Annotated in this window: 21 protein-coding genes; 11 read left to right on the plus strand and 10 right to left on the minus strand. The window is 70.6% G+C overall.

Features of this window, described 5'->3' with window-relative positions:
• Positions 1-95 precede the first annotated feature (95 nt).
• Genes AC07PR_RS20045 through hemC form a run of 4 tightly spaced genes read right to left on the minus strand, consistent with a single transcriptional unit; the run spans position 96 to position 4312 of the window.
• A complete protein-coding gene (locus tag AC07PR_RS20045; RefSeq protein ID WP_495136334.1) occupies positions 96-1343 on the minus strand; it encodes a heme biosynthesis HemY N-terminal domain-containing protein in 1248 nt (415 codons plus the stop codon).
• Positions 1344-1353: 10 nt separating this feature from the next.
• Positions 1354-2532 carry a uroporphyrinogen-III C-methyltransferase gene (locus tag AC07PR_RS20050; protein ID WP_495136335.1) on the minus strand — a complete coding sequence of 393 codons (1179 nt, stop codon included), beginning with the start codon at positions 2530-2532 and terminating at the stop codon, positions 1354-1356.
• Positions 2529-3383, minus strand: a complete 855-nt coding sequence (locus AC07PR_RS20055; protein WP_495136336.1) for a uroporphyrinogen-III synthase — start codon at positions 3381-3383, stop codon at positions 2529-2531. The genes AC07PR_RS20050 and AC07PR_RS20055 overlap by 4 nt, the downstream gene beginning before the upstream one ends.
• On the minus strand, positions 3383-4312 hold the full coding sequence (gene hemC / locus AC07PR_RS20060; protein WP_495136337.1) for a hydroxymethylbilane synthase: 930 nt from the start codon (positions 4310-4312) through the stop codon (positions 3383-3385). The genes AC07PR_RS20055 and hemC overlap by 1 nt, the downstream gene beginning before the upstream one ends.
• A gap of 225 nt (positions 4313-4537) precedes the next feature.
• On the opposite strand from hemC, the gene ppc reads away from it, so the two are divergent.
• The gene (gene ppc / locus AC07PR_RS20065; protein ID WP_495136338.1) at positions 4538-7501 is read left to right on the plus strand and encodes a phosphoenolpyruvate carboxylase; all 2964 of its coding nucleotides are present in this window, start codon (positions 4538-4540) and stop codon (positions 7499-7501) included.
• Positions 7502-7520: 19 nt separating this feature from the next.
• Here ppc and AC07PR_RS20070 read toward each other — a convergent pair whose 3' ends face one another.
• Both AC07PR_RS20070 and AC07PR_RS20075 read right to left on the minus strand, forming a co-directional pair.
• Positions 7521-8348: a LytR/AlgR family response regulator transcription factor gene (locus tag AC07PR_RS20070; RefSeq protein WP_483105685.1), complete on the minus strand. Its 828-nt coding sequence runs from the start codon at positions 8346-8348 to the stop codon at positions 7521-7523.
• A 58-nt stretch (positions 8349-8406) separates the two neighbouring features.
• A complete protein-coding gene (locus AC07PR_RS20075) occupies positions 8407-9597 on the minus strand; it encodes a sensor histidine kinase (RefSeq protein ID WP_483105684.1) in 1191 nt (396 codons plus the stop codon).
• Between the two features lie 162 nt (positions 9598-9759).
• Between AC07PR_RS20075 and argH the strand changes: the two genes are divergently transcribed.
• From argH to AC07PR_RS20100, 5 genes are all read left to right on the plus strand, one after another.
• Positions 9760-11214 carry an argininosuccinate lyase gene (gene argH / locus AC07PR_RS20080; RefSeq protein WP_483105683.1) on the plus strand — a complete coding sequence of 485 codons (1455 nt, stop codon included), beginning with the start codon at positions 9760-9762 and terminating at the stop codon, positions 11212-11214.
• Between the two features lie 2 nt (positions 11215-11216).
• Positions 11217-11729, plus strand: coding sequence for a hemerythrin domain-containing protein (locus tag AC07PR_RS20085; protein ID WP_495136339.1), 513 nt, complete (start codon positions 11217-11219; stop codon positions 11727-11729).
• 55 nt (positions 11730-11784) lie between these two features.
• A complete protein-coding gene (dinB, locus tag AC07PR_RS20090; RefSeq protein ID WP_377156245.1) occupies positions 11785-13032 on the plus strand; it encodes a DNA polymerase IV in 1248 nt (415 codons plus the stop codon).
• A gap of 140 nt (positions 13033-13172) precedes the next feature.
• Positions 13173-13439, plus strand: coding sequence for a hypothetical protein (locus AC07PR_RS20095; RefSeq protein ID WP_495136340.1), 267 nt, complete (start codon positions 13173-13175; stop codon positions 13437-13439).
• Between the two features lie 21 nt (positions 13440-13460).
• The gene (locus AC07PR_RS20100; RefSeq protein WP_495136341.1) at positions 13461-13808 is read left to right on the plus strand and encodes a hypothetical protein; all 348 of its coding nucleotides are present in this window, start codon (positions 13461-13463) and stop codon (positions 13806-13808) included.
• Here AC07PR_RS20100 and AC07PR_RS20105 read toward each other — a convergent pair.
• Complete coding sequence (locus AC07PR_RS20105) at positions 13749-14249, minus strand: YbaN family protein (protein ID WP_495136342.1); 501 nt, start codon at positions 14247-14249, stop codon at positions 13749-13751. The genes AC07PR_RS20100 and AC07PR_RS20105 overlap by 60 nt on opposite strands.
• A 100-nt stretch (positions 14250-14349) precedes the next feature.
• Between AC07PR_RS20105 and AC07PR_RS20110 the strand changes: the two genes are divergently transcribed.
• Positions 14350-15309 (plus strand): LysR family transcriptional regulator, encoded by a 960-nt coding sequence (locus tag AC07PR_RS20110; protein ID WP_495136343.1) that lies wholly within the window; start codon positions 14350-14352, stop codon positions 15307-15309.
• A gap of 104 nt (positions 15310-15413) precedes the next feature.
• A complete protein-coding gene (locus tag AC07PR_RS20115; protein ID WP_495136344.1) occupies positions 15414-16565 on the plus strand; it encodes an alpha-hydroxy acid oxidase in 1152 nt (383 codons plus the stop codon).
• Between the two features lie 82 nt (positions 16566-16647).
• On the opposite strand, the gene AC07PR_RS20120 is transcribed toward AC07PR_RS20115, so the two are convergent.
• On the minus strand, positions 16648-18807 hold the full coding sequence (locus AC07PR_RS20120) for a S46 family peptidase (RefSeq protein ID WP_495136345.1): 2160 nt from the start codon (positions 18805-18807) through the stop codon (positions 16648-16650).
• A 240-nt stretch (positions 18808-19047) separates the two neighbouring features.
• Here AC07PR_RS20120 and AC07PR_RS20125 point away from each other — a divergent pair, with 240 nt between their 5' ends.
• The 3 genes from AC07PR_RS20125 (at position 19048) to AC07PR_RS20135 (ending at position 21047) form a co-directional block, all read left to right on the plus strand.
• Positions 19048-19311 (plus strand): hypothetical protein, encoded by a 264-nt coding sequence (locus tag AC07PR_RS20125; RefSeq protein WP_377156253.1) that lies wholly within the window; start codon positions 19048-19050, stop codon positions 19309-19311.
• A 195-nt stretch (positions 19312-19506) separates the two neighbouring features.
• Positions 19507-20199, plus strand: a complete 693-nt coding sequence (locus tag AC07PR_RS20130; RefSeq protein WP_495136346.1) for a DNA adenine methylase — start codon at positions 19507-19509, stop codon at positions 20197-20199.
• Positions 20196-21047: an 8-oxoguanine DNA glycosylase gene (locus AC07PR_RS20135; protein WP_495136347.1), complete on the plus strand. Its 852-nt coding sequence runs from the start codon at positions 20196-20198 to the stop codon at positions 21045-21047. Before AC07PR_RS20130 ends, AC07PR_RS20135 begins: the two co-directional genes overlap by 4 nt.
• Before the next feature lie 65 nt (positions 21048-21112).
• Here the strand turns inward: AC07PR_RS20135 and AC07PR_RS20140 are convergent, their stop codons facing one another.
• Together AC07PR_RS20140 and AC07PR_RS20145 are read right to left on the minus strand one after the other, a co-directional pair.
• Positions 21113-22663 carry a methyl-accepting chemotaxis protein gene (locus AC07PR_RS20140; protein WP_495136348.1) on the minus strand — a complete coding sequence of 517 codons (1551 nt, stop codon included), beginning with the start codon at positions 22661-22663 and terminating at the stop codon, positions 21113-21115.
• 117 nt (positions 22664-22780) lie between these two features.
• Positions 22781-25240: a DNA internalization-related competence protein ComEC/Rec2 gene (locus AC07PR_RS20145; RefSeq protein WP_495136349.1), complete on the minus strand. Its 2460-nt coding sequence runs from the start codon at positions 25238-25240 to the stop codon at positions 22781-22783.
• Positions 25241-25287: the final 47 nt, after the last annotated feature.

Consider the following 25287-nt stretch of genomic DNA (forward strand, 5'->3'; position numbering starts at 1 on the left):
CTGAAAGACTGCGACTATAGCATGCATTTTTGCGGGTCTGCAAGTATCTCGTCGAAAAATCATTCCATCGACCGGGCTGCGTCCCACGCGAACCCTCAGCCCAAGCGCGCGGCGGCTTCGTAACAGCGGGCGCGGCGTTCCGCGTCGTCGTCCTGGTCCGCCATCTCGGCCAGCCGCAGCCAACTGCGGCGACGCGCGTTGACCGTCAGTTCGCGGTCCTCGGCGGCCTGCTCCAACATCAGGCGCGCCTTGCCCCACAACTGCCGTTCCGCCAGCGCGTGGCCCAGCGCGAACGCCATCATGCCGTCGCGGGGGAAGCGCTGCACGGCGCCCTCCAGCCGCTGCAGCCACTCCGGCCCCAGGCCCGGCATGCACAACACCAGCGCCTCGGCCAACGCCTGGCGTTCGTCCGAGCCCTGCTCGGCGATCGATTCCCAAAACGGTCGCAGCCAGCCCCGCCCGTCCTCGGGCGCCCCGAGACCGGCCGCGCAGTTCGCGGCACGCGAGGCCACGAACACATCGCGCCGATCCGACGCGTCCAGTTGCTGCCAGATGCCGCGCAGTTGATCGATGTCGCGCGCAGTGTCCAGCGCCTCGCAGGCGAGCGAGCGCAGCAGCCCCTGCGCCGCCGCCTTCGAGAAGCCCTGGTGCTTGGCCAGCAGGCGCGCGGTGCGCAGCGCCTCGAGCGGCTCGTGCGCGAGCCGGCTGCCCTGCAGCTTCAGCCGCAGCGCCTGCGTGCGGCGCGCGACACCCGGCGTGAGTTCCCTCAGCAGCCCCAACGCGCGCGGCGCGTCGCGATCGTCGAGCGCCCATTCGGCGGCCAGCAATCTCGCGCCCTCTTCCTGCACACGGGCACCGGCCGTCGTCGCCGCCACCTGCAGGGCCTGACGGAGGTGCTCGTCGCGGTTGCGTCTGTCCTGCAGCCGGTGCGCGCTCTGTGCCGCCACCAGGTGCGCCAGGGCCATGAAGGCGCCGTCCTGCGCCAGGTCGGGCGTCTGCGCCTGGATGGCGAGCGCGCGCTGCGCCGCCTTCTGCGCACGGCTGTAACGGGCGCCGAAATATTCCGCCCACGCCTCGCGCAAGGCGATCTGGGCGCTGCGCTCGCGCTGGGCCATGCGCCACAGGCGCGCGCGCTTGGGCAGCGTCAGCAGCGCGTCCAGCGTCTGCATCAGCGTCATCAGCGCAAAGCAGCCCGCCACCAGCAGCAGCAGGAACAGGTTGAGCGACAGGTCCATCCGCCAGCCGCGCCAGTAGAAGCTGGCGAGACCGTCGTTGTTGCCCAGCGTGAGCGCCGCCACCACGGCGGCGACGAACAGCAGCACCAGCCAGATCACCATGCGCATGGCGATCTCCTCAGCGCGCGACCGCGCTCAGCGCGGCCAGCGTGTCGTCGGGGCGCGGCACGCTCACCTGACGGGACTGGCCCTGCACCTGACGCAGCAACTCCGTCGTCTGGGTCAACTTGCGTGAGCGCGCGTCGAAGTAGCGGTCCAGCATCGCCTGCGCCTCGCGCAGGTCGACCTGCGCGGTGTCGAACTGCCGGCTCAGCAGCGCCAGTCTGGCGTTCAACAGCCGCAGCTTGAGGTTCTCGCGAAGGAAGAAGGACTGCTCGGGTGCGATCAGAGCCGCCTCGGGATGGTCGATGCGGGTCACACGCAGCAGACCGCGCGCCTCGCGCCAGACGTCGCCGGACAGCGTCGTCCAGCGATCGCCGGCCTGGTCCCAGAGGCGGGTCCACCAGCCAGGTTCACCGTCCCCGTCGGCCTGCGAAGCGCCGGCCGATGCCCCGGAGGCGGGCTTGCGCGGCGCGGCGGTCTTCACGGCGGCGGGCGACGGGGTCGGGTGTTGCGCGGCCGGAGCACCCGACGCGGCGGTCGCGCCGGAGGGATCCTGCCCCGGCTGGGCGACCGCCAGCAGCGGGAGGTCGTCGACCTGGCGCACGACCTCGTCCAGCTTGATCGTCAGCGTCGACACGTCGACGACGCTGACCGCCTTGATGCGTTCCAGGTCCCGCGTCACGGCGCGGCGGACACCTTCCAGGCGCGGTTGCTTGTAGCGGCCCAGCCGCTCGTCGGCCTGCCGCAGCGCGGCCACCAGCGGTTCGGCGCTGCCGGTGATGGTGCTCTGCTGCATCGCGACCCGCAGCGAGGCCTCGATGTCACCGACCACGTTCTCGTCGCGCGAGCGGTTCATCGACTGCATCAGCGTCTCGAGCTGCTCGCGCTGCACGGCGACCTCGGACAGACGCGCGTCCAGCAGCGCGACCTTGGCCGCGGTGTCACGGCTGAGGTCCTGCGCCTGGCGCGCCTGGTCGCGGGCGATGTTGGCTTCGCTCTGGCTGCTGTCCTGGCGCCGGACCAGCTCCTGTTCGACCTGCTTGAGCCGCTGCTGGCTCTGCCAGGCCAGACCGAGGGCCAGCAGGGCCACCAGGCCGACGCCGGCCACGACGGCCTGGGTCAAGGTGGCGCCGGATTGCCGGGCGGGCTTGTGGGTCGACGAAACGTCGGCTGCGGGGGTGGTGGTCTCGCTCACGTCGGCGATTCTAGGGTGGACCCTGACAGCATCCGGAACCCGGCCGCGACGGCCTCCGCTTCCGGTCGCACCAAAACCACATGCCCCACCCCGAGGGCTTGTGCGCGGGCCGCGATGCGTTCGTGGGTCGCCAGCGCCCGGACGTGCCCCCAACCGGGGAGAGACGGGTCGCCACGCCCCCCCTCGACGCTGTCCGCCCGCGTCCCCTTTTCGAGGGCCTCCAGGTGGCCGATCGCCTCCGAACTGCTGAAGAGCCAGACATGACGCTCCGGCGCGGCCATCGCCGCGCGCAGCAGCGCGGCCGTCTCCTCCGAGAGCCGGGGGCAGGTCCGGCGGTAGACGCTGACCGCCTCCACCTCCGCGCCGGCATCGCGCAGCCGGTCACCCAGCCATTCCCGCCCGCCATCGCCGCGCACCAGCAGCGCACGGCGGCCGGACCAGTCCGAGCCCGCGACGCGGACCAGCTCCGGCCAGAGGTGTTCCGAGTCGAGGCTGTCGGATACCGCCGGCGGTTGGACAAGGCGCGCCTGCGGCACGCCGCGCTCGACCAGTGCCCGCGCGCTGCCGGGGCCGACGGTCGCCGCCCAGGTCCGTTCGGGCCAGGCGGCCCCGGCGGGACGATGGTCGAAGAAGTGCTCCACCGCGTTGGGACTGACGAACATCGCCAGCGCCATGGCCGGCAGGATCGACCAGGCGGCCGCGATGGGCGCCGGATCATCAGCCGGTTCGATCTCGATCAGGGGCAGCGAGTCGGTCGGCACCCCCAAGGCGGCCATGCGTCTCGCCCAGTCGTCGGCCTGGGCCCGCGGACGGGTCAGGATCAAACGGACCGGGGCGACGGCGCCCGGCATCAGACGTCCTTCAGGTACGCGGCAGCCCCGAGCTCGCGCAGCGCCGAGGCGGCGGCGATGCCCAAGGCCTCGGCGGCCTCCAGGTCCGCCACCGCCGCCTGCGCGCCGGATCGCAGCAGCGCCCGCTCCGGCTCGATCGGATGTCCCAGGGCGACGGAGAGCGTCAACTGGCCATCGGCCGTCCAGACCGCGTGCGCGGCCAGCGGCATCGAGCAACTGCCGCCGAGTTCGCGCGAGACCGCGCGCTCCGCCGCGGCGGCCAGCCACGTCGGCCGGTGCGCCAGCGCCTCCAGATGCGCGCTCAAAGGCGCTTGGCCCGCACGGATCTCGATGCCCAGCGCGCCCTGCCCCGCGCACGGGATCATCTCGTCGATGTCGAAGTACTGGCGGATGCGGCCGTCCAGGTTCAGGCGCTTCAGGCCGGCGGCGGCGAGCACGATCGCGTCGTACTGGCCCTCGTCGAGCTTGCGCAGCCGCGTGTCGAGGTTGCCGCGCAGCGGCTCGATGCGCAGGTCCGGGCGCAGGTTCTTCAGCTGGGTCACGCGGCGCAGGCTGGACGTGCCCACGCACGCGCCTTGCGGCAGCGCCGCCAGGTTCGCGTACGTCGACGACACGAGCGCGTCGCGCGGGTCCTCGCGTTCCAGCACCGCCGCGAGCACGAAGCCCGGCGGCAGCTCCATCGGCACATCCTTCAACGAGTGCACCGCCAGCTGCGCGCGGCCGTCCTCGAGCGCCGTCTCCAGCTCCTTCACGAACAGGCCCTTGCCGCCGACCTTGGACAAGGTCCGGTCCAGGATCTGGTCACCGCGCGTCGTCATCCCGAGCAGCGTCACGTCCAGGCCGCGTGCGCGCAGCAGCGCCTGCACATGTTCCGCCTGCCAGAGCGCCAGACGGCTCTCGCGCGTGGCGATCACGAATTCTTGGTTCATGGGCCGGCATGCTAGCCGAGCGGATGCGCCTGTCGTCCCTCCATGGAGGGAAGCTCGTTTGCCGCGAAGCGTCGCTTGCGCGATCCCGGAGCAAATCGCGGCGCGCGCGCCACGCCAGGCCACGCCAACGGGCGAGCCGCGCACGAAGAAACTGCTAAAGTCAACCGAAGGTAACTTCGTTACATCACCCCCTCCCCCGGTCCCTGACGAACCTCTGACGCCGCCATGCCCGCCAGTACCACCCCCGCCTCCTCGAAGTCCCGCGCCAAGCCGGCGGCAACACCTGCCCCCAAGACGACGCCGAAATCGACGCCCAAATCGACACTGAAGTCGGCGCCGAAGTCGACGAGCCAGGCGGTCGCCAAGCCTGCCCCCAGGCCCACCCTCAAGGGGACGACGGGCACCCGTTCGATCAAGACCATCAAGGACAAGAACCAGCCGCTGATGGACGACATCCGCCTGCTGGGCCGCATCCTGGGCGAGGTGATCCGCGAGCAGGAAGGCCGCGAGGCCTACGAACTGGTGGAGCGCGTGCGTCAGCTGTCGGTGGCCTTCCGCCTGAAGCGGGACACCCAGGCCGGCAAGCAGATGGACAAGCTGCTCAAGGGCTTGTCGGGCGAGCAGACGGTGAGCGTGATCCGCGCGTTCAGCTATTTCTCGCACCTGGCCAACATCGCCGAGGACCGCCACCACGTGCGCCGCCGCGAGGTGCACGAGCGCGAGGGCTCGCTGCAGCCGGGATCGCTGGGCTATGCGCTGGAGCGGCTGTTCGACGCCGGCGTGCGGCCGGCGGAGGTCGCGAAGACGCTGGCGCACGGCTTCGTGTCGCCGGTGCTGACGGCCCACCCGACCGAGGTGCAGCGCAAGAGCATCCTGGACGCCGAACGCGCCGTCGCCGAACTGGTCGGCGCGCGCGACCGCTTGCACACCGAGCGCGAACTGGCCGCGAACGAACTCCTGATCCGCGCCCGCGTCACGCAGCTGTGGCAGACGCGGATGCTGCGCTACTCGAAGCTGACCGTCGCCGACGAGATCGAGAACGCGCTGAGCTACTACCACGCGACCTTCCTGCGCGAGATCCCCAAGCTCTACACCGAGCTGGAGGAGGCGCTGCCCGGCGAGGACGTGCCGCCCTTCCTGCGCATGGGCCAGTGGATCGGCGGCGACCGCGACGGCAATCCCAACGTCACCGCCGACACGATGCGCCTCGCGCTGCGCCGCCAGAGCGAGCTGGCGCTGCGCCACTACCTGACCGAGATGCACGAACTGGGCGCGGAGCTGTCGATCTCGCTGCGCCTGGCGGGCGTCACGCCGGCGATGCAGGCCCTGGCCGAGCGCAGCCCCGACCAGAACGAGCATCGGATGGACGAGCCCTACCGGCGCGCGCTGACCGGCATGTACGCGCGGCTGGCGGCGACGCTCGAGTCGCTGACCGGCACCGAGGCGCTGCGCCACGCGGTCGCGCCGCAGGACCCGTACCTGTCGCCCGAGGAACTGCTCGCGGACCTGCGGATCATCAAGGAATCGCTCGAGCACCACCATGCGCACGCGCTGATCGCGCCGCGGCTCAAGCCGCTGATCCGCGCGGTGCAGGTCTTCGGCTTCCACCTGGCGACGCTGGACCTGCGCCAGAGCAGCGACCAGCACGAGCTCACCATCGTCGAGCTGCTGAAGACGGCGCGCGTCTGCGAGGACTACTCGGCACTCGGCGAGCAGGAGCGCCGCGCGCTGCTGATCGACCTGCTGAACCAGACGCGCCCGCTGCGGGTGCTGGGCGTCGACTACAGCGAGCGCACGCTGGGCGAGCTGGCGATCTTCGAGACCGCGCGCGAGTCGCTGAAACGCTTCGGCCGCGAGGCGCTGCGCCACTACATCATTTCGCACACCGAGGACGTCAGCGACCTGCTGGAGGTCCAGCTGCTGCTCAAGGAAGTCGGCCTGCTGCGCGGCACGCTCGACGGCGACGCGGTCAGCGACCTGATCGTGGTGCCGCTGTTCGAGACCATCGCCGACCTGCGCAACGCGCCCGGCATCATGCGCGGCTTCTACGAGCTGCCCGGCATGGCCGCGCTGGTGCGGCGCTCCGGCGGCGAGCAGGACATCATGCTGGGCTACTCCGACTCCAACAAGGACGGCGGCGTGTTCACCAGCAGCTGGGAGCTGTACCGCGCCGAGATCGCGCTGGTGAAGCTCTTCGACGAACTGCGCCAGCAGGGACCGCTGACGCTGCGGCTGTTCCACGGCCGCGGCGGCACGGTGGGCCGCGGCGGCGGTCCGAGCTACCAGGCCATCCTCGCGCAGCCGCCCGGGACGGTGAACGGGCAGATCCGGCTCACCGAGCAGGGCGAGGTCATCAACTCCAAGTACGCCAACCCGGAGATCGGCCGGCGCAACCTGGAGACGCTGGTCGCCGCGACGCTCGAGGCCACGCTGCTGCATCCCACCAAGCAGGCGCCGCAGGCCTTCATGACCGCGGCGCAGGCGCTGTCGGACGCGAGCTTCGCGGCCTACCGCGGGCTGGTCTACGACACGCCGGGCTTCGCCGACTTCTTCTTCGCCACGACACCGATCCGCGAGATCGCCGAGCTCAACATCGGCTCGCGTCCCGCCTCGCGCAAGGCGACGCGCGCGATCGAGGACCTGCGGGCGATCCCGTGGGGCTTCAGCTGGGGACAGTCGCGCATCACGCTGCCGGGCTGGTGCGGCTTCGGCTCGGGCATCCAGGACTTCCTCGGCAAGGACAAGGCGGGCCGCGACGAGAAGCTGGCCCTGCTCAAGCGCATGCACAAGCAATGGCCGTTCTTCAAGACGCTGCTGTCCAACCTGGACATGGTGCTCGCGAAGGCCGACCTGGACATCGCGCGCCGCTACCTGGAGCTCGTCGAGGACAAGCGCCTGGCCAAGCGCATCTTCGGCGCGATCGAGACCGAGTTCGCGCGCACCGAGGAAGCCATCGCGCTGATCACCGGCGAGAGCGGCCGCCTCGCGGCCAATCCGGCGCTGGCCCGTTCGATCGAACACCGGTTCCCCTACATCGATCCGCTGAACCACCTGCAGGTCGAGCTGATGCGGCGCTACCGCGCGATCCCGGCGGAGAAACGCGCGGAGGATCCGCGGCTGGAACGCGTCCAGCGCGGGATCCACCTGTCCATCAACGGCATCGCGGCGGGCTTGCGCAACACCGGCTGAGGTCGCGCGGGCTGGTGCGTCAGCGCTGGCCTGCCAGGGCCTCCCGCACGGCGGCGACCTGCCGTCTCGAGACGGCCAGCCATTCATTCACATGGGCGATCCGCACCGCCCATCCGAGTTCGCCGCCGTTGTCGCCATCGCCGTCGGCGGGACCGTCGGTCGGCACGTGGCGCTCAAGCTCGCGCACCGCCGACCGCGCGACCAGCGCGTTGCGATGCACGCGCAGGAAGCGGTCGCCCAGGCGCTGCTCCAGATCGCTGAGCGAGCCGTCCATGACATGGCTCTGCGTCGCGGTGCGCAGCGTGAGGTACTTGAGCTCGGCCTTGAAATAGAGCACTTCCGCCAGCGGCACGCGCAGCAGCCGTCCGCGCTCGGTGATGTTGATGACGGGCGCCTCCGTGCCCGGCGACGATTCCTGGCCGTTGACGTCGCGCTCCTCGCGCGCCTTGGCCGCGGCCCGTTCGTCGATGCGCTGCACGGCTCTCGACAGGCTGGCCTGCAGCCGCTCGCGCCGCACCGGCTTGGTCAGGTAGTCCAGGGCCTCCAGCTCGAAGGCCAGCAGCGCGTGCTGCGCATGCGCGGTGACGAACACGATGGCCGGCGCGAAGGGCCGTCCGCGGAGCGCCTGCGCCAGTCCGAGCCCGTCCAGGCCCGGCATCTGCACGTCCAGCAGGATCAGGTCGCAGGCATGGTCCTTGAGCCACGCCAGCGCCTGGTCGCCGCTGCCGGCCTCGGCGACGACCTCGGCGCGCGGTTCCTCGTTGGCCTCGACCAGGCCGCGCAATCGCAGCCGCGCCAGCGGCTCGTCGTCGACGATCAAGACCCTCAGCGGCGGATGCGTCAGCATGTCCTTCCCTCCCGTCCCATTGCTTTCATAACCCCCGTGATCGTCGCGATGTGCCGCCTCAGCGCGGCATCACGATGCGCACCACGAATCGTCCCTCGCCGGGACCCGCCTCCAGGCGCGCCGCCACGTCGTGCATCAGCCTCAAGCGCTGCCGCACATTGCGCAGCGCCAGTCCGTGCCCCTTGCCGCGCGACGGCAGGCCGACCGTGTTGACGACGCGGATCTCGATCTCGCTGCCGCGCGCGCGCGTCACGATGTCGACATCGCCGCCGCCGTCGTTGGGCTCGACGCCATGGCGCACGGCGTTCTCCACCAGCGGCTGCAGCAGCAGCGGCGGCACGCGCGCTTCCGCGGCATGCGGATCCAGCTGCCAATGCACGCGCAGCCGGTCGCCGAAGCGCAACTGCTCGATCGCCAGGTAACGTCGCGCCAGTTCGACCTCCTGGTCCAGGCGCACCCCTTCGGCGGTCGGTCCCGCGTCCGCGAGCGCCACCCGGAACAGCTCGGCCAGATCCTCCAGCACTTCCTCGGCGCGGTTCGGATCGACGCGCACCAGCGCGATCGCGGTGTTCAGCGTGTTGAACAGGAAGTGCGGCCGGATGCGCGATTGCAGCTCCACCAGCCGCGCCAGCGCGTCGGCCGGCGCCTGCGCGCGCTCGCGCAGCTTGAGCCAGCCGAGCAGCACCCCCGCCGCCATCGCCCCCGCCAGCACCGCCGCGGTGCGCTGCAAGGTGCCCAGCATGCCGATGTCCACGGCCTCCAACAGGAGCGCACCGCCGTGTGCGCAGATCGCGCCGAGCCCGATCGGCAGCGTCCATTGCGCCCACTCGGGCAAGCGCGCCAGCACGCGCTTGGCCGCGCACACGATCAGCAGCCAGGCCAGCACGCCGCTCAGCGCCGCGACGGAGGCCCCGCCCATCGACCAGGTCCATTGCGCCACGGTCTCCGAGGTCATCGCCAGCCCCAGCGACAGCACCAGCTGCACGCCCAGCACCGCGCGCAACACCAGGCCGACATGGCAGACGTCGAAGCGCCGCTGCGCGTCGATCAGGCGTGGCGGCTCGGCCGCCCGCGCGTCCAGGCGGGTTTCCTCCCAGGCGGGCTGCATCGGCATCGGCCGGCTGTCCAGCGGTTGCGTGCTCATGGGTTGGGTGGACGGCGCCAGCGCGTCCATCGCCTCCGGCGACGGCTGGGTCGACCGCCACGGGTCCTTCCCGGGCGAGCTCCCGTTCCTTGCCTTCGTGGCCATCGGATCCTCCCGTCCCCGCACTGTCCTGTCCTCTGACTGCAGCCCCTCGGGCGCCACGGCGGCGCCCCTTTAGAATCGGCGGCTCATTCTCACCCAGGCGTCCGCCCGCTTCCCATGCGGATACGCCCGGGGCGCCGCGAAGTCGTAACGCCTTGCAAGCCGATGTCCTCCTCCCCCACTGACTCCTCGTCCACCCCGCCGGTCGCCGACAACCAGCTCGCCAACAAGACACAGGCCTGGTCCGCCCTGTTCTCCGAGCCCGTGAGCGAGCTGGTCAAGCGCTACACCGCCAGCGTCGACTTCGACAAGCGCCTGTGGGCCGCCGACATCCAGGGCTCGCTGGCCCATGCGGACATGCTGGCCGCGCAAGGGATCATCGGCGCCGAGGACCTGGCCGCGATCCAGAAGGGCATGGCGCAGATCCGCGAGGAGATCGCCTCCGGCCGCTTCGAATGGAAGCTGGACCTGGAAGACGTCCACCTGAACATCGAGGCCCGCCTGACCGAGCTGGTCGGGCTGGCCGGCAAGCGCCTGCACACCGGACGCAGCCGCAACGACCAGGTCGCCACCGACGTGCGCCTGTGGCTGCGCGGCGAGATGGACACGCTGGTCGGCCTGCTCGCCGAGCTGCAGCGCGTGCTGGTCGACCAGGCCGAGCGCCACGCCGACGTGATCCTGCCGGGCTTCACCCATCTGCAGGTCGCGCAGCCGGTGGCCTTCGGTCATCACATGCTGGCCTACGTCGAGATGTTCGCCCGCGACGTCGAGCGGCTGCTCGATGCCCGCAAGCGCGTGAACCGCCTGCCGCTGGGCGCCGCCGCGCTGGCCGGCACGAGCTACCCGCTGGACCGCGAGCGCGTCGCGCGCACGCTGGGCATGGAAGGCGTCGCGCAGAACAGCCTGGACGCCGTCAGCGACCGCGACTTCGCGATCGAGTTCAGCGCCGCGGCCGCGCTGATCATGGTGCACATCTCGCGCCTGTCGGAGGAACTGATCCTCTGGATGAGCCAGGCCTTCGGCTTCATCGCGCTGCCGGACCGCTTCTGCACCGGGTCGAGCATCATGCCGCAGAAGAAGAACCCGGACGTGCCCGAGCTGGCGCGCGGCAAGAGCGGCCGCGTGGTGGGCCACCTGATGGGCCTGATCACGTTGATGAAGGGCCAGCCGCTGGCCTACAACAAGGACAACCAGGAAGACAAGGAGCCGCTGTTCGACACCGTCGACACGCTGAGCGACACGCTGCGGATCTTCGCGGAGATGATGGCCGGCCTGACGGTCAAGGCCGACGCGATGGAGCGCGCCGCGCTCAAGGGCTACGCGACGGCGACCGACTTGGCGGACTACCTGGTCAAGCAGGGCCTGGCCTTCCGCGACGCGCACGAGATCGTCGCGCACGCGGTGAAGACGGCGCAGGCGCAGGGCATCGACCTGTCGGCGCTGCCGCTGGAGTCGCTCCGGCAATTCGATCCGCGCATCGGCGAGGACGTCTACGAGGTGCTGTCGCTGCAGGGCTCGCTGAACGCGCGCAACATCCTCGGCGGCACGGCGCCGGCGCAGGTGCGCGCACAGGTGGCGCGCCACCGCGCGCGCCTGGCGACCACCGATGTGAAGGCTTGAGCATGAGCGCGCTGGCCTGGACCGACGAGCTCGTGCTGAATCAGCCGGAGCTCGACCACACGCACGAGGAATTCGTCGCGCTGCTGAACCGCTACGCCGACACGCTCGATCGCGGCGAGGACGCGCTGCCGGCGTTCAAGGAACTGCTGGCCCACACGGAAGAGCACTTCGCGATGGAGGAGCGCTGGATGGCGGCGACCGGCTTCGAGCCGGAGAACTGCCACAGCAGCCAGCATGCGATGGTGCTGAACGTGATGCGCGAGGTCGTGCGCTACGCCGAGGAGCTGGGCGACCGCGAGCCGCTGGCGATCGTGCGCACCGAGCTGTCGCAGTGGTTCCCCGGTCACGCCGAGATGATGGACGCGGCGCTGGTCTACACGATGGAACAGCGCGGCTTCGATCCGAAGACTGGCGAATGCCGCGATCCGATCCGGGCCGCGGGAAGTGCCGAGGCCCAGGCCGCAGACACCGCGTCGGCCGTCTCGGCCTGCGGGTCGACGAGCTGCGGACACTGACCGCCGCCGGCCCTGCTGACAGCGACTGTCAGCGCCGGCGCTCACAATCCTTCGCATGGCCGAGCCGACGCCAGCGTTGCCCGATCGCCTGATCGCCCATCTGGACATGGACGCGTTCTACGCGTCCGTGGAGCTGCTGCGTTATCCGGAGCTCAAGGGTTTGCCGGTGGTGGTCGGCGGCCGGCGCGCCCACACGCCGCAGGAGCGTCCCGACGGCACGCGCGAGTTCTTCAAGCTCGCCGACTACACCGGGCGCGGCGTCGTGACCACGTCGACCTACGCGGCGCGTGACCTGGGCGTGTTCTCCGCGATGGGGCTGATGAAGGCGGCGCTGCGCGCGCCGCAGGCGATCCTGCTGCCGGCGGACTTCGATTCGTACCGGCACTTCTCGCGGCTGTTCAAGGCGGCGGTGCGCGAGATCGCGCCGGTGATCGAGGACCGCGGCATCGACGAGATCTACATCGACCTCACCGACGTGCCCGGCGCGCGCGACGCGGTCGGGCACGACCCGCTGGGCGGCGTGCGGGGGATCGCGCGGGAGATCAAGAATTCGGTGCAGCGCGCGACCGGGCTGACCTGCTCGATCGGGGTGACGCCGAACAAGCTGCTGTCGAAGATCGCCTCGGAGCTCGACAAGCCCGACGGCCTGACGCTGATCATGATGGAGGACCTGCCGACGAAGATCTGGCCGCTGCCGGTCCGGCGCATCAACGGCATCGGGCCGAAGGCCGGCGCGAAGCTGGAGAGCCTGGAGATCCACACGATCGGCGAGCTCGCGGCCGCCGCGCCGGAGCTGCTGCTGCAGCATTTCGGCGCGGGCTACAGCGCATGGCTGCACCAGGCGGCCTGGGGCCTCGACGAGCGGCCGGTGGTGACCTACAGCGAGCCGGTGTCCATCAGCCGCGAAACGACCTTCGAGCGCGACCTGCATGCCAAGCGCGACCGGCCGGAGCTGTCGCGGATCTTCACCGCGCTGTGCGAGCAGCTGGCATCGGACCTGCAGCGCAAGGGCTACCTGGGGCGCACGATCGGCATCAAGCTGCGCTTCGAAGGCTTCCGCACGGTGACGCGCGACCTGACCCTCGACGCGCCGGTGCAGGACGCGGCCTCGATCCGGCACGCGGCGGGGCTGTGCCTCAAGCGCGTGGACCTGAGCCAGCGGCTGCGGCTGCTCGGCGTGCGGGTCGGCAAGCTCAGCCGGCCGGGCGATGTCGAACCGAAGACGCGGGGGCGAGCCGCGCCCGCACCGAAGGACGACTCGCCCGCGAGACCGAAGCCGGAGAACCTGACACTGTTCAGTTGAGGCGCAGTGCGACGCCAGAGTGACCGACCGATGCGCTCGGTCATGAGGATGTGGAAGAGGAAGGAACGGAAGTTGATATTTCGCAAGACTTGCGTCGACGCCTCCCCCATGCGACCGGCTGCTTGCATTTTGATACGCCCATGGACGCGCACAGTGATCGCTCCAGCAGTCATGAAGAGCGATCCATGCGCAGCCCACTTCCTTCAATTTCCAGCCATTTCCACTTCGAGGGAAGGTCCACCTACGACCGTTGGTTCGGCGTGATCCGAACCACCTTGGGAGGGGGCGGTTTCCTGAGCGTCTGCAGCGGCTTGTTCTTTCCCCAGGGCGTCTACCGAGACCTCGCGGCGATCGCGATCGCCGCAGTGATCACGCTCTGGTTGGACCGCAATGAGCGGAATCGTTGATATGAGAACGGAGCATCAGCAATGCCCGATTTCATCGACGCCTCCATCCACGACGTCCTTTGCGTGGCGATCGCCGCCTTGGCCACCGCCTGGGTCCGCCTTCTGGGAAAGGGATCCGCCGATCGCCCCATCGTGCGTGACCTCTGGGATGGACTCTCGCTCTATCCTTGTCTCTTGATGTCGACGGCCGTGTTGTCGACATCCGCCGTCAGCGCACTGATGACCACCAATCGCGTCTTCATCACCGTCGCCGGCCTTGTCGCTCTGGATGCGGCCATCAGGGGATTGGTGGGAACATCGTCTGTCGGATCAGGCAGTAGGCAAACGCCAGAGCCAGATGCCGACCGCCAGGCAGCAGACGGCGGGTAACCAGGGAACGACCGGCATGACGAGGGCCGAAATGATCGAGCTGATCGCCATCATTCCCCAGGCCATCTGCTTGGCCCGGAGGGGCACCGCACGATTGGCGCGCCACTGGACGATCATCGGCCCGAAACGGGGATGGCCGACCAGCCACGCCTCGCAGCGCGCAGACCCGCGCGCGAAGCAGAACGCGGCCAGCAGCACGAACGGGGTCGTCGGCAAGAGCGGCAGGAAGATGCCGATCACGCCCAGCACCAGGCTCAGCGCGCCGCCCACCATCCACGGCAGACGGCGCCACAGGGAAGCCTGTTCCAACACACGCACGGTCGCATCATCGACCGCGGCCCCGTAGGCGGCGTCGTAGGCCTCAGGGCGGAGCCCATCGCGAGCTTCGTGGCGGACCTCGTCGGCAACCGCAGTCAGGCGTCTATCGGGAACTTCGGACATCGCGCCACTGTAGCCGTGCTGTGCGGCGCCGCGGGCGCCCGACATCCGTCGCCCTGAAGCGCTGAGGGCCTGAGCAGTTCCGGACGCTACAGTCGCGCCCATGAGCGACTCCTCGCGCTTCGCCCCTGACGAGCCCCTGGCCGACGCCTTGCGCCTGCCCTCGATCGACGGCCTGCTGGCCTTCGAGGCCGTCGCGCGGCTCGGCAGCCTGGAACGCGCCGCCGAGGGGCTGCACGTCAGCGCAAGCGCCGTCGGCAAGCGCATCGCGACGCTGGAGGAACGCCTCGGCCAGCCGCTGCTGACGCGCAACCCGCTGCGCCTGACCGCCGCGGGCAAGGAGTACCTCGCCCAGGTCCGGACCGCGCTATCGCTGCTGGCCGCCGTGCCGCTGCACCGGCGCGAGCAGCAGCGTGTCGTCCGGCTCAGCATCTCCAGCCCCCCGACCTTCGCCCGCCAGGTGCTGGTCCCCGCCCTGCCCGGCTTCGAGGCCGAGCATCCGGACATCGAGCTCGAACTGCTGTTGTCCACCCCGTTTCTGGACCAACCCGCGCCCCCCGCCGAGGTCGAGATCTTCGCCGGCACCGTCCCGGCGGGCGGCGATGTCCTGCTGGTCGACGTCATCACGCCGATGGCCGCGCCGTCGCTGCTCGCGCGTCTGCCCGCCATCCACGCGCCGGCCGACCTGGCCTCGGCCCCGCTGCTGCGCACGCCGCTGCAGCCCTGGCAGCCGTGGCTGCGCGCCGCCGGCCTCGACTGGCCCGAGCCCGCGCAGGGCACGCGCTTCGTCGACCTGGGCCTCACGCTGGAAGCCGCCGCCTGCGGCCAGGGCATCGTGCTCGGCCGGCCGAGCCTGGCCGCGACCTACCTGCGCAGCGGCGCGCTCAAGCGCCTGTTCGATCTCGCCGTCCCGGCGGCGATGCCGTATGGCTTGGTGAGGCACGCGGACAGCGACGCGGCGCGTTCCTTCGCACGCTGGCTCGTCCAGCATTGCCGGTCGCTGAGCGCTGACGGGGGCACCGACGGGGGCGCCAGTGCGCACGCGGGCTCGGGCGCCGTCTGACCCGCGCCGCCCCGGGAACGCCCTGAGTCCGTCGGAACGATCCTCCGACCCGGCCCGCGAAACTTTCCGGTCATGGTCCGCGCGGCTCGCCTAGCATGCGGCGCATGAACGTCATCACCTGCATCGAAGACCTGCGCGTACTCGCGCAGCGCCGTGTCCCGCGGATGTTCTACGACTACGCGGATTCCGGGTCCTGGACCGAGAGCACCTACCGCGCCAACGAATCGGACTTCCAGTCCATCAAGCTGCGCCAGCGCGTCGCCGTGAACATGGACAACCGCAGCACGGCGACCACCATGCTCGGCCGCCCCGTCGCGATGCCCGTCGCGATCGCGCCGACCGGCATGACCGGCATGCAGCACGCCGACGGCGAGATCCTCGGCGCGCAGGCCGCCGAGGCTTTCGGCGTGCCCTTCACGCTGTCGACGATGAGCATCTGCTCGATCGAGGACGTGGCGGCCAACACGACCGCGCCCTTCTGGTTCCAGCTCTACGTGATGAAGGACAAGGGCTTCATCCACAGCCTGATCGATCGCGCCAAGGCCGCCAAGTGTGAGGCGCTGGTGCTGACGCTGGACCTGCAGATCCTCGGCCAGCGCCACAAGGACCTGAAGAACGGCCTGTCCGCGCCGCCCAAGCTGACGCTGCCCAACCTGATCAATATGGCGACCAAGCCGCGCTGGTGCCTGGGCATGCTGGGCACGCCGCGGCGGCAGTTCGGCAACATCGTCGGCCATGTGAAGGGCGTCGGCGACATGAGCTCGCTGTCCGAATGGACCGCCAAGCAGTTCGATCCGCAGCTGAGCTGGAGCGACGTGCAATGGATCCGCGACCGCTGGGGCGGCAAGCTGATCATCAAGGGCATCATCGACGAGGAGGACGCGAAGCTGGCTGCGGCCACCGGCGCCGACGCGCTGATCGTCAGCAACCACGGCGGACGCCAGCTCGACGGCGCGGAGTCCAGCATCCGCGCGCTGCCGCGCATCGTCGACGCCGTGGGCGACCGCATCGAGGTACACCTGGACGGCGGCATCCGCTCGGGCCAGGACGTGCTCAAGGCCTGGGCCCTGGGCGCGCGCGGCACCTACATCGGCCGGGCGTTCCTGTACGGACTCGGTGCGATGGGCCGCCCCGGCGTGACCCGGGCGCTGGAGATCATCCACCGGGAACTCGAGCTCACGATGGCCTTCTGCGGCCACCGCGAACTGCGCGGCGTCGGCCGCGACATCCTGCTGCCGGGCACCTTCCCGCAGTAAGCGTCCGAATGCAAACGCCCCGCGCGAGGCGGGGCGTTGATCGAAGCGACCGCGAGGATCGCTCAGCCGGAAGACCGCGCCATCACAGCGCGTTCATTTCCTTCAGCAGGCGGTCCGCCTTGTCGACGACCTTCATCTGCCACAGCATGTAGCGCGCATCCAGGCAGATGCTGCGGTTCATGTGGTCGTTGAAGTCCCAGTCGGAGATCACCGCGTCCAGCGTGCCGTCGAACAGCAGGCCGACGAGTTCGCCGTTGCCGTTCAGCACCGGCGAGCCGGAGTTGCCCCCGGTCGTGTCCAGCGTCGCCAGGAAGTTCACCGGCACCGAGTCCAGCGCCTTCACGCCGTACTTGTCGAACTGGCGCGCCTTGATCGCGGCGAGCTGCTCGGCGGGCGCATTGAACTCGCCCGTGCCGGTGTGCTTGGCCACGATGCCGCGCAACGTCGTGAACGCGGTCCAGGTCGTGCCGTCCACGCCCGGCGTGCGGCCCTTCACCTGACCGAAGGCCACGCGCAGCGTGCTGTTGGCGTCCGGATAGACCGGCTGGCCGCGGCTGGCCTTGAAGTCGATCTCGGCCTGCATCGTCGCGGCATAGGCCTGCTGCAGCTTGCCGGCCAGTTCCTTGTCGCGGTTCTCGCGCGCTTCCTCGTCGGCGTGCAGCGCCACGGCGGCCTTGACCAGCGTGTCGGCGCTCGCCTCGAAGGCGGCGGCATCCCGCGACAGCCAGGCGGTGCGCTCGGCCTTGTCGGTCAGCTTCGTGCCCGCGTACAGCGCATCGACGCGCGCCGTCACGGCTGCCGCATCCATGCCGGCACGCACGCCCAGCGCGTTCAGGAACGCGGCGTTCAGTTGATCCGCCGGCAGGGCCAGGTATTGCGTCAGGAAGTGGCTGACCACCTTCTTCTCGGTGATCTCGTCGAAGCGGCGGTCCACCGTTTCCACGGCCTGCTTGCGACGCAGCTGGTCGCGGTCCTGGTAACCGGCCTTGCGCTCCGCATCGGGCTTCTTCCGCTGCAACGACTGCTCGTACAGGTCGCTCGCGCTCTTGACCAGCGAGGGCGTCGCGTAGCTCAGCAGGAACTCCCGGCGCACGATGGCCTGACGCTCGGCGATCAGGCGTTCCACCTCGACCAGCGACGGACCGTAGGCGGCGCGGCGCTTGGCGTCGGCGTTCACCCAGGTCTTCATCGCGTCGAAGGCCGCCTGCTTGCGCGCGAGGATGTCGCTGCCCGCGTAGCTGGCCATCTGGCCCTGGTAGTTCTTGTAGTAGTTGTTGACGCCGGCGACCGTGTTGGCCAGCTTGATCTCGGCATCGCGGCGGCCCGTGGTCGCCTCCTTGATCAGGTCGAGCTGCTCGCCCATCGCCTTGACGCGATGCGGGAAGTCCCACGAGAACGCGAAGTCGACTTCACTGGGCAGGCGATGACGGTTCGTGCGGCCCGGATAACCGGCCACGGCCACGAAGTCGTTCTCGTTCAGCGGCGCGCTCGCCAGCTTCAGGAACTGCTGCGGCTGGAAGGGCTTGTTGTCCTTGCTGAAGTCCGCCGGCTTGCCGTCCGGACCGACGTAGGCGCGGTAGAAGCTGTAGTCGCCGGTGTGGCGCGGCCACATCCAGTTGTCGGTGTCGCCGCCGAAGACGCCCACGCCTTCAGCCGGCGCGTGGACCAGTCGCACGTCGCGGATCTCGAGCTGCTTGGTCAACTGGTACATCAGGCCGCCGTAGAACGCGCCCACCGAGCAGCGATGACCGGCGTCCTTCTCGCACGCGGCGACCAGCGACTTCTCGTTGGCCTCGATCGCATCGACGCGGGCCTTGCCCTGCAGCGCGGCGGTCTTCTTGTCGATCACCTTGTCGGTGACGTCGGTCAGCGCGACGGTGACCAGGATGCGGCTGCCGGGCGCGGCCGGCAGTTCATCGGCCAGCGACGCGGCCAGGAAGCCGTTCTTCAGCAGGTCCTTCTGCGGCGTCGAGTTGTACTGGATGCTGCCGAACGCGCAGTGGTGGTTCGTCACCACCAGGCCTTGCGGGGACACGAACGAGGCCGTGCAGCCGCCCAGGCTCACCACCGCGCCCATCGGATACCCCAGCGGCTGCGACAGCCGCGCCGGATCGAACTTCAGGCCCAGGGCCTTCATGTCCTTGGCCACCAGGGGCAGCTGCTGCGGCATCCACATGCCTTCATGCGCCTGGGCGCCGGCCGCGGCGTACAACGCCAGCGCGGCCCACATCAGTCGTTTCATTCGCGGGACTCCTGTCCACCTTCTGAGAAGGGGCGAACCATACACGAGCCCGCCGACCTGTCCCCTGTGCCAATCGGCACCCGGCCCCCATGCCGCATGGCGGGATAACCCGGAGTTCCACTCGGGCTCCACGAGCGTGGGATGGGGAAACCCTGACTCCAAACTTACACTTCCACCCGTCCGGTTTCCCACTCATCGAGGCCGTCCAGGCCCCCCTCTCCCGTCGTCCAGGAGCCCGCCATGACTCTCACGCAGCTCAGCCAGGTGAAGCGCTGGATGGTGATGCACAGCGCCCGCCACCCGGTGGAGCTGGCGGTCTGGAACGTCGTGCTGACGATCTGGATGCTGGGTTTCATGGGCGTTCCGGGCGCGTTATTGATCCAGGCGTGGATCGCACTGCCGTTGTGCCTGATGGCCTGGCTGCTGCCGATGGCCTACACCGGCGGCCGACGCCGGCTGCACCGATCGGGCCGCCTGCGCTGCGACTGGCTGACGGCGCTCTGACCACCGCACGCCACGCACGACCCGCAGACCTCGGTGATTCGAAGCCGGCGGAGCCGGTGCCCCTCGGAGCGAATTCCGAGCGGCGAGGAGGAGATTGAGCGGAGAGGGGCACCGGCTCCGCCGGCTTTCGCTCGACCGACCGACCGACCGCCTCCCGCCTTGACATCATCGTCACTTCTGACGATGATCCGGCGCATGAAGTATCCAGGCGGCAAGGGAAAGACGTACCAGCACGTCATCAACCTGATGCCTCCGCACCGGGTGTACATCGAGACGCATGTCGGCGGTGGCGCGGTCCTGCGCCACAAGCTGCCGGCGGCGCGATCGATCGCCATCGACGCTGACGAGCGGGTCATCGCGCACTGGCAAGACCTGGCCCTGCCCGGTGTCGAGCTGGTGCATGGCCGCGCGGAGGATTTCCTCGCGCGGCATGTGTTCGAGGGGGATGAGCTGGTCTACGTGGACCCGCCCTACCACCCCGAGACGCGGCGGCAGACGCGCATCTACCGGCATGAGTACGACGCCGCGGACCACGAGGCGCTCCTGGCGCAGCTCGCGACGCTGCCGTGCCGGGTGATCGTGTCGGGCTACGCGCATCCGTCGTACGACGCCCTCCTGCGGGGGTGGCGGACGGTGGCGTTCCGCGCGAAGACCCACACCGACGTGCGGACGGAGACGCTGTGGTTCAACTTCGAACCGCCTGAGATGCTTCACGACAGCCGGCACCGCGGAGCCACCTTCCGCGAGCGCCAGACCCACAAGCGGCGTCTCGAACGCCTTCAAGAGCGTGTCCATGCCATGGATCCGGTCGAGCGCGCCGCGTTCGCCCAATGGCTGAACACCACCTATCCAGCCGCCCAGAGAGGCGGTGTTCCCCTTCTCCCATGACCCAGATCGTTGCCCTCGTCTCCCGCCACGGCTCCCTCCAAAGAGAACTTCCCGATCCCCACCACCTCCTGCTGACCGGCGTGCGCTGGGGCGCCGTCGAGGAATTCCCCACCCCCGCCTACTGGACGCAGCAGGCGCTGCGCCGTCGCCTGGAACGCCAGGATGCGACGGCGCCCGCGGCGTCCGGCCGTTCGCTGGCCGAGGAGGTCGGCGCGTCGCTGCTGGGCGGTCCGGGCATCCCGGCCGCCGTGGGCCTCGCCGCGTTCGCGCGCATCCGCGAGCGCGGGGCCTTCGTGCAGCCCGGCGTCTGCGAACTCACGCTCACCGCGTGGCTCAGCGAGCCGCTGCACGTCGAGGGCAAGGCGCTGGGTTTCCGCTTCGCGGCGCAGAAGGCCAGACACCTCGCGGCGGTGATGCCCGCACTGCTCTCGGCGCCGGACTTCGAGGCCGGCCAGGACGTGCGCAACTGGCTGATGGAACTGCCGGGCGTCGGACCGAAGACGGCATCGGCGATCGTGCGCGGCTGGTCCGCGTCGGAGGACGTCGCGCTGCTGGACGTGCATCTGCTGCGCGTCGGCCAGGTGATGGGGCTCTTCTCGCGCAAGCTGACGGTGGAGCGGCACTACCTCGAGGCCGAGGCGCGCCTGCTCAAGCTGTGCGCGGCGATGGACGTGCGTCCGTCGGAACTGGAGGCGGTCGTCGCGGCGGAGATGAGCCGCTCGCCCGAGACGGCGCGTTTCCTGGTGGATCACCTGAAGGCGACCGAGCCGGGCGCGAAGGTCGCGACTTCGACGAAGGCCCGCGCCATGCGCGAGCCGGAGCAGATCGCGCTGGTGTTCACGGCGTAACCTCAGCGCGCCTGCAATCATCCGCTGATCCGGCCGCGTCTACGCCGGCGACAGCCCGCTGACCCTCACCCCGCCAGCCGGAACCTCGCCACCACCTGGCTCAGGCGCGCGGCCTGTTCCTTCAGCGCCTCGGCCGCGGCGGCGGACTCCTCGACCAGCGCGGCGTTCTGCTGCGTCATGCCGTCGAGCTGCGTCACCGCCGCGTTGACTTCCGACAGGCTCTGCGTCTGTCCGCCGGTGGCCGAGGCGATCTCGCGGATCAGCTGACTGACCTGCGTCACCGCGTCGACCACCTGCGTCATCGTCGACCCCGCGTCGCCGACGGCGCGCGAACCGGTCTCGACCTGCTCGACCGAATCCGCGATCAGCGACTTGATCTCGCGCGCCGCCTGGGCGCTGCGCTGCGCCAGGCCGCGCACCTCGGACGCGACCACCGCGAAGCCCCGGCCCTGCTCGCCCGCACGGGCCGCCTCGACCGCGGCATTGAGCGCCAGGATGTTGGTCTGGAAGGCGATGCCGTCGATCACGCCGATGATGTCGGCGATGCGCCGCGACGACTGCTGGATGCCCGCCATCGTCGAGACAACCCGCCCGACCATGTCCCCGCCGCGGCTGGCCACGCCGGCCGCGTCCTGGGCGATGCGGCTGGCCTCGTCGGCGCTGCTCGCGCTCTGGCGGGCAGCATCGGTCAGCTGGTGCATCGCCGCCGAGGTCTGCTCCAGGCTGGACGCCGCCTGCTCGGTGCGGCTGGAGAGATCGAAGCTGCCGGTGGCGACCTCGCGGCTGGACTCGGCGATCTGATCGGCGCTGGCGCGCACCGTCGACATCGAGGCATGCAGCGCGTCGCGCATCTTGCCCAGCGCCCGCAGCAGGTCGCCGAGCTCGTCCCGGCGAGACGCCGCGGCGATGTCGCGCAGGTCGCCGTCGGCGATCCGGTCGGCCGCGGCCGAGGCCGCGCGCAGCGGCAGCGTCAGCGACCGCGTCAGCAGCCAGCCGACCAGCGCGCCCAGCGCCATGGCGACCGCGACCAGTGTCCAGATCGCGGTCAGCACGACGCGGTAGTCGGCGCGCGCCTGCTCGTGCGCGACATGGGCACCGTCGGTGTTGATCTTCACGAGTTCCGCCTGACGCTGGGTCGCGCCCCGGAACGCGGCGCGTGAATCGCCGCGCAGCAGGGTCACGGCCTCGTCCCGCTGACCGGCACCCAGCGCCGCCACGTAGCGCTCCTGCGTCGTGCGATACGCCTGGACCTGGCGTGCGAGATCGTCGAAGACCTGCCGCTCCTTGTCGCTGGAGATGAGCTTCTCGTAGGTCGACAGCAGACCGGGCAGCACGCGCCATTGATCGGTGAGCCGCGCCGCCTCGTCCGCGATCGTCTTCGGATCGCCGCCGACGAGCATCTGCAACTCCGCGCGGCGCATCTGGTTCATCGATTCGCCCATGGCGCCGAGCGTGCGCGTGCTCGGCAGCCAGTTGGTGGCCAGGTCCTCCACCTTGCCCTCGACCTGCGCCACTCGGCTCGCCGAGAAGGCGCCCATGGCCAGCATCAGCAGCACCAGCAGCGCGAAACCCAGACCGAGCCGCATTCCCACCTTCAAGTCGGACAGCATTCCCATGTGATCCTCCCTTCGGCGCCCGTTGTGGCGTCGCCCTCGGAAGCTAGCACCTGTCCGGCGGCATGCACAGCCCCGGTGACAGGGGGCAGCACCGCTCGCACCCGGGGTGGAACGCGCTCAGGGTGGAACACCCTCAAGGGGGAACGCCAGGGGGAACAACGTCGGCGGCATCCGGCTCTGGAACGCTCGCGGGGAGGTCGGCGGGCGACGGCAGGGTCGGGAGGTCCGGGCGGACACCCGGCGGCAGGCGCAGCCAGTAGCGCCGACGCGTCGCCCGTTCGCAGTCGTCGACCGGTGGTGACCAGTGGTCGCTGCGCCAGCGCCACGCGCCGCAGTCACCGTGTTGAGCAGCAGCGCGTCCGCGGCGAGGTAGCGCGCCACGACGTCCGGCTTCGGATGGCCGAAGCGGTTCAGATAACCCGACTGAACCGCCGCCACGCGCGGCGCGACCGCCCCCACGAACGCGACCGTCGACGAGGTCCGGCTGCCGTGGTGCGGCACGACGAGGACCTCGGACCGCAGGCCGTCCCCGCCCTCCTCGCGCACCAGGCGCGCCTCCTGCGGCGCTTCGATGTCGCCGGTCAGCAGCACACGCCGGCCGGCGGCTTCGACGCGCAGCACGCAGGAACCGGCGTTGCGCCTGGCCTCCTTGCGCTTCTGACCCGCGCCATCCGGCTCGCCCGGCTCACCGTCGGCGATCGGCCACAACACCTCGAAGCGCACGCCGTCCCAGGTCCATCGCTGCCCGCGCCGGCAACCCTCCCCGCCGGGCACGGCGCCGAGCCGGCGCTCGACCGGCATCCCCGCGAGCAGGCTCGCGGCGCCGCCCACGTGGTCCTGGTCCGCATGGCTGACCATCAGCAGGTCCAGTCGCCGCTCGCCGAGTCCGTGCAGCAGCGGCAGCAGCACGCGCTGCCCGGCATCGGAGCCCGGCCCCCACGACGGGCCGGCGTCGAAGACCATCGTGTGGCCCTGCGTGCGCAGGATCGTGGCGCCGCCCTGGCCGACATCGGGCAGCCAGAGGTCGAGGTGACCTGGCGCGGGCCGCTCGATGACGGGCCAGAACATCGGCACGCACAACGCGAGTCCACCCAGCCGCAACCGCCATGGCCACGGCATTGCGAGGACGGCACCGCCGACCAGTCCCAGCGCCTGCGCCCACGCCGTCGGCCACGGCAGGTGCCAGACCGCCAGCGGCAGGACGCGCAGCGCTTCCAGCATCGCGTTCATCAGCGCGACGCACCACGCGCCCAGCGTCCACAACGGCGGACACAGCGCGCCGAGCATCGCCAGCGGCGTGATCACGTAGGACACCAGCGGGATGGCGAAGGCGTTCGCCACCAGGCCCACGATGGACAGTTGCTGGAACAGCAGCAGCGTCAGCGGCGCGAGGCCGAGCGTCACCACCCACTGCGTGTGCCAGGCGTTGCGCAGCGCGCCGCGCCAGCCGGGATCGGCGCGGTGGTCCGCCGCCATCAGCAGCGCGACGGCGATGAACGAGAGCCAGAAGCCGGCCTGCGTCAGCGCCCAAGGATCGGCGGCGCAGACCCCGGCGGCGGCGGCGCACAAGCTCATCGGCCACGGCCAGCGCGCGCCGGCCTGACGCAGGAGCGCGAGGATCGCGAGCAGCCCGACCGTGCGCTGTGACGGCACGCCCCAGCCGGAGAACAGCGCGTACAGCCCGGCGGCGACCACACCGATCCACATCGCCGCGCGCGGCGCGGGCAGGCACAGGCACAGCCGCGCGCTGCGCCGCCAGGCCCAGCCGGCGGCGGCGCCGGCGAGCCACGCGAACATCGTCACGTGCAGGCCGCTCACGCTGAGCAGATGCGACACGCCGGCATCGCGGTACAGCCCCCAGTCGGCGGCATTCACCGCGCCTTGATCGCCCAGGCTCAGCGCGGCGAGCACGCCGGCACCGCGGCGGTCGCGCCGCTCGCTCAGCTGGCGGTCGATCGCGTCGCGCATCGACTGCCGCAACGCGTCGACGCTGAAGCCGCTGGCCGCCAGCCGCTCCTGTCCCTTGCTGCGGCAACTGCCGGCCGCCGGCAGGTCCTGGTCGAGCATCCACAGCGCCTGGTCGAAGCCGTGAGGATTCATGAGGCCGTGCGGACGGCGCAGCTTGACGTCGAGGCGCCACCGCTCGCCGGCGCGGGGCGAGGACGGCATCTGATAGCAGGACAGCAGCACGCGCGGCGGCGCACCGGCGCTGACCGCGGGCGGCTCGACGTCGAGGATGAAGCGCCAGCCCTCGACGCCGCCGATGCCGTCGGTGCGCTGGGGAAGACTGCCGATGCGGCCGGTGAGGGTCATGACCTGGCCCTCGCGGTCGGCGGCCGGCACCTCGGCCATGCGCGCGCCGGCCCGCGCCGCGGTGAGCCCGGCTCCGGCGATCGCCGCGAGCAGCGACCAGGCCAGCCAATGCGTCGTCCAATGCGTCGTCCGGTGGGTGGTCCAACGGTTGGTCCAACGGGCGGCCCGCAACACCATGGTGAACCCCAGCATCACGGCGATCGCGGTCCCGGTCCCCCAGGCGGCGGGACCGGGCAGTTCCGGGAGGGCATGGACCAGCCCCATGCCCAGCAGGGCCGCGAGCGGGACGAGTGTCCAACGCCAGGCCGGGG

The organism is Roseateles sp. GW821-FHT09H11 (assembly GCF_059415845.1).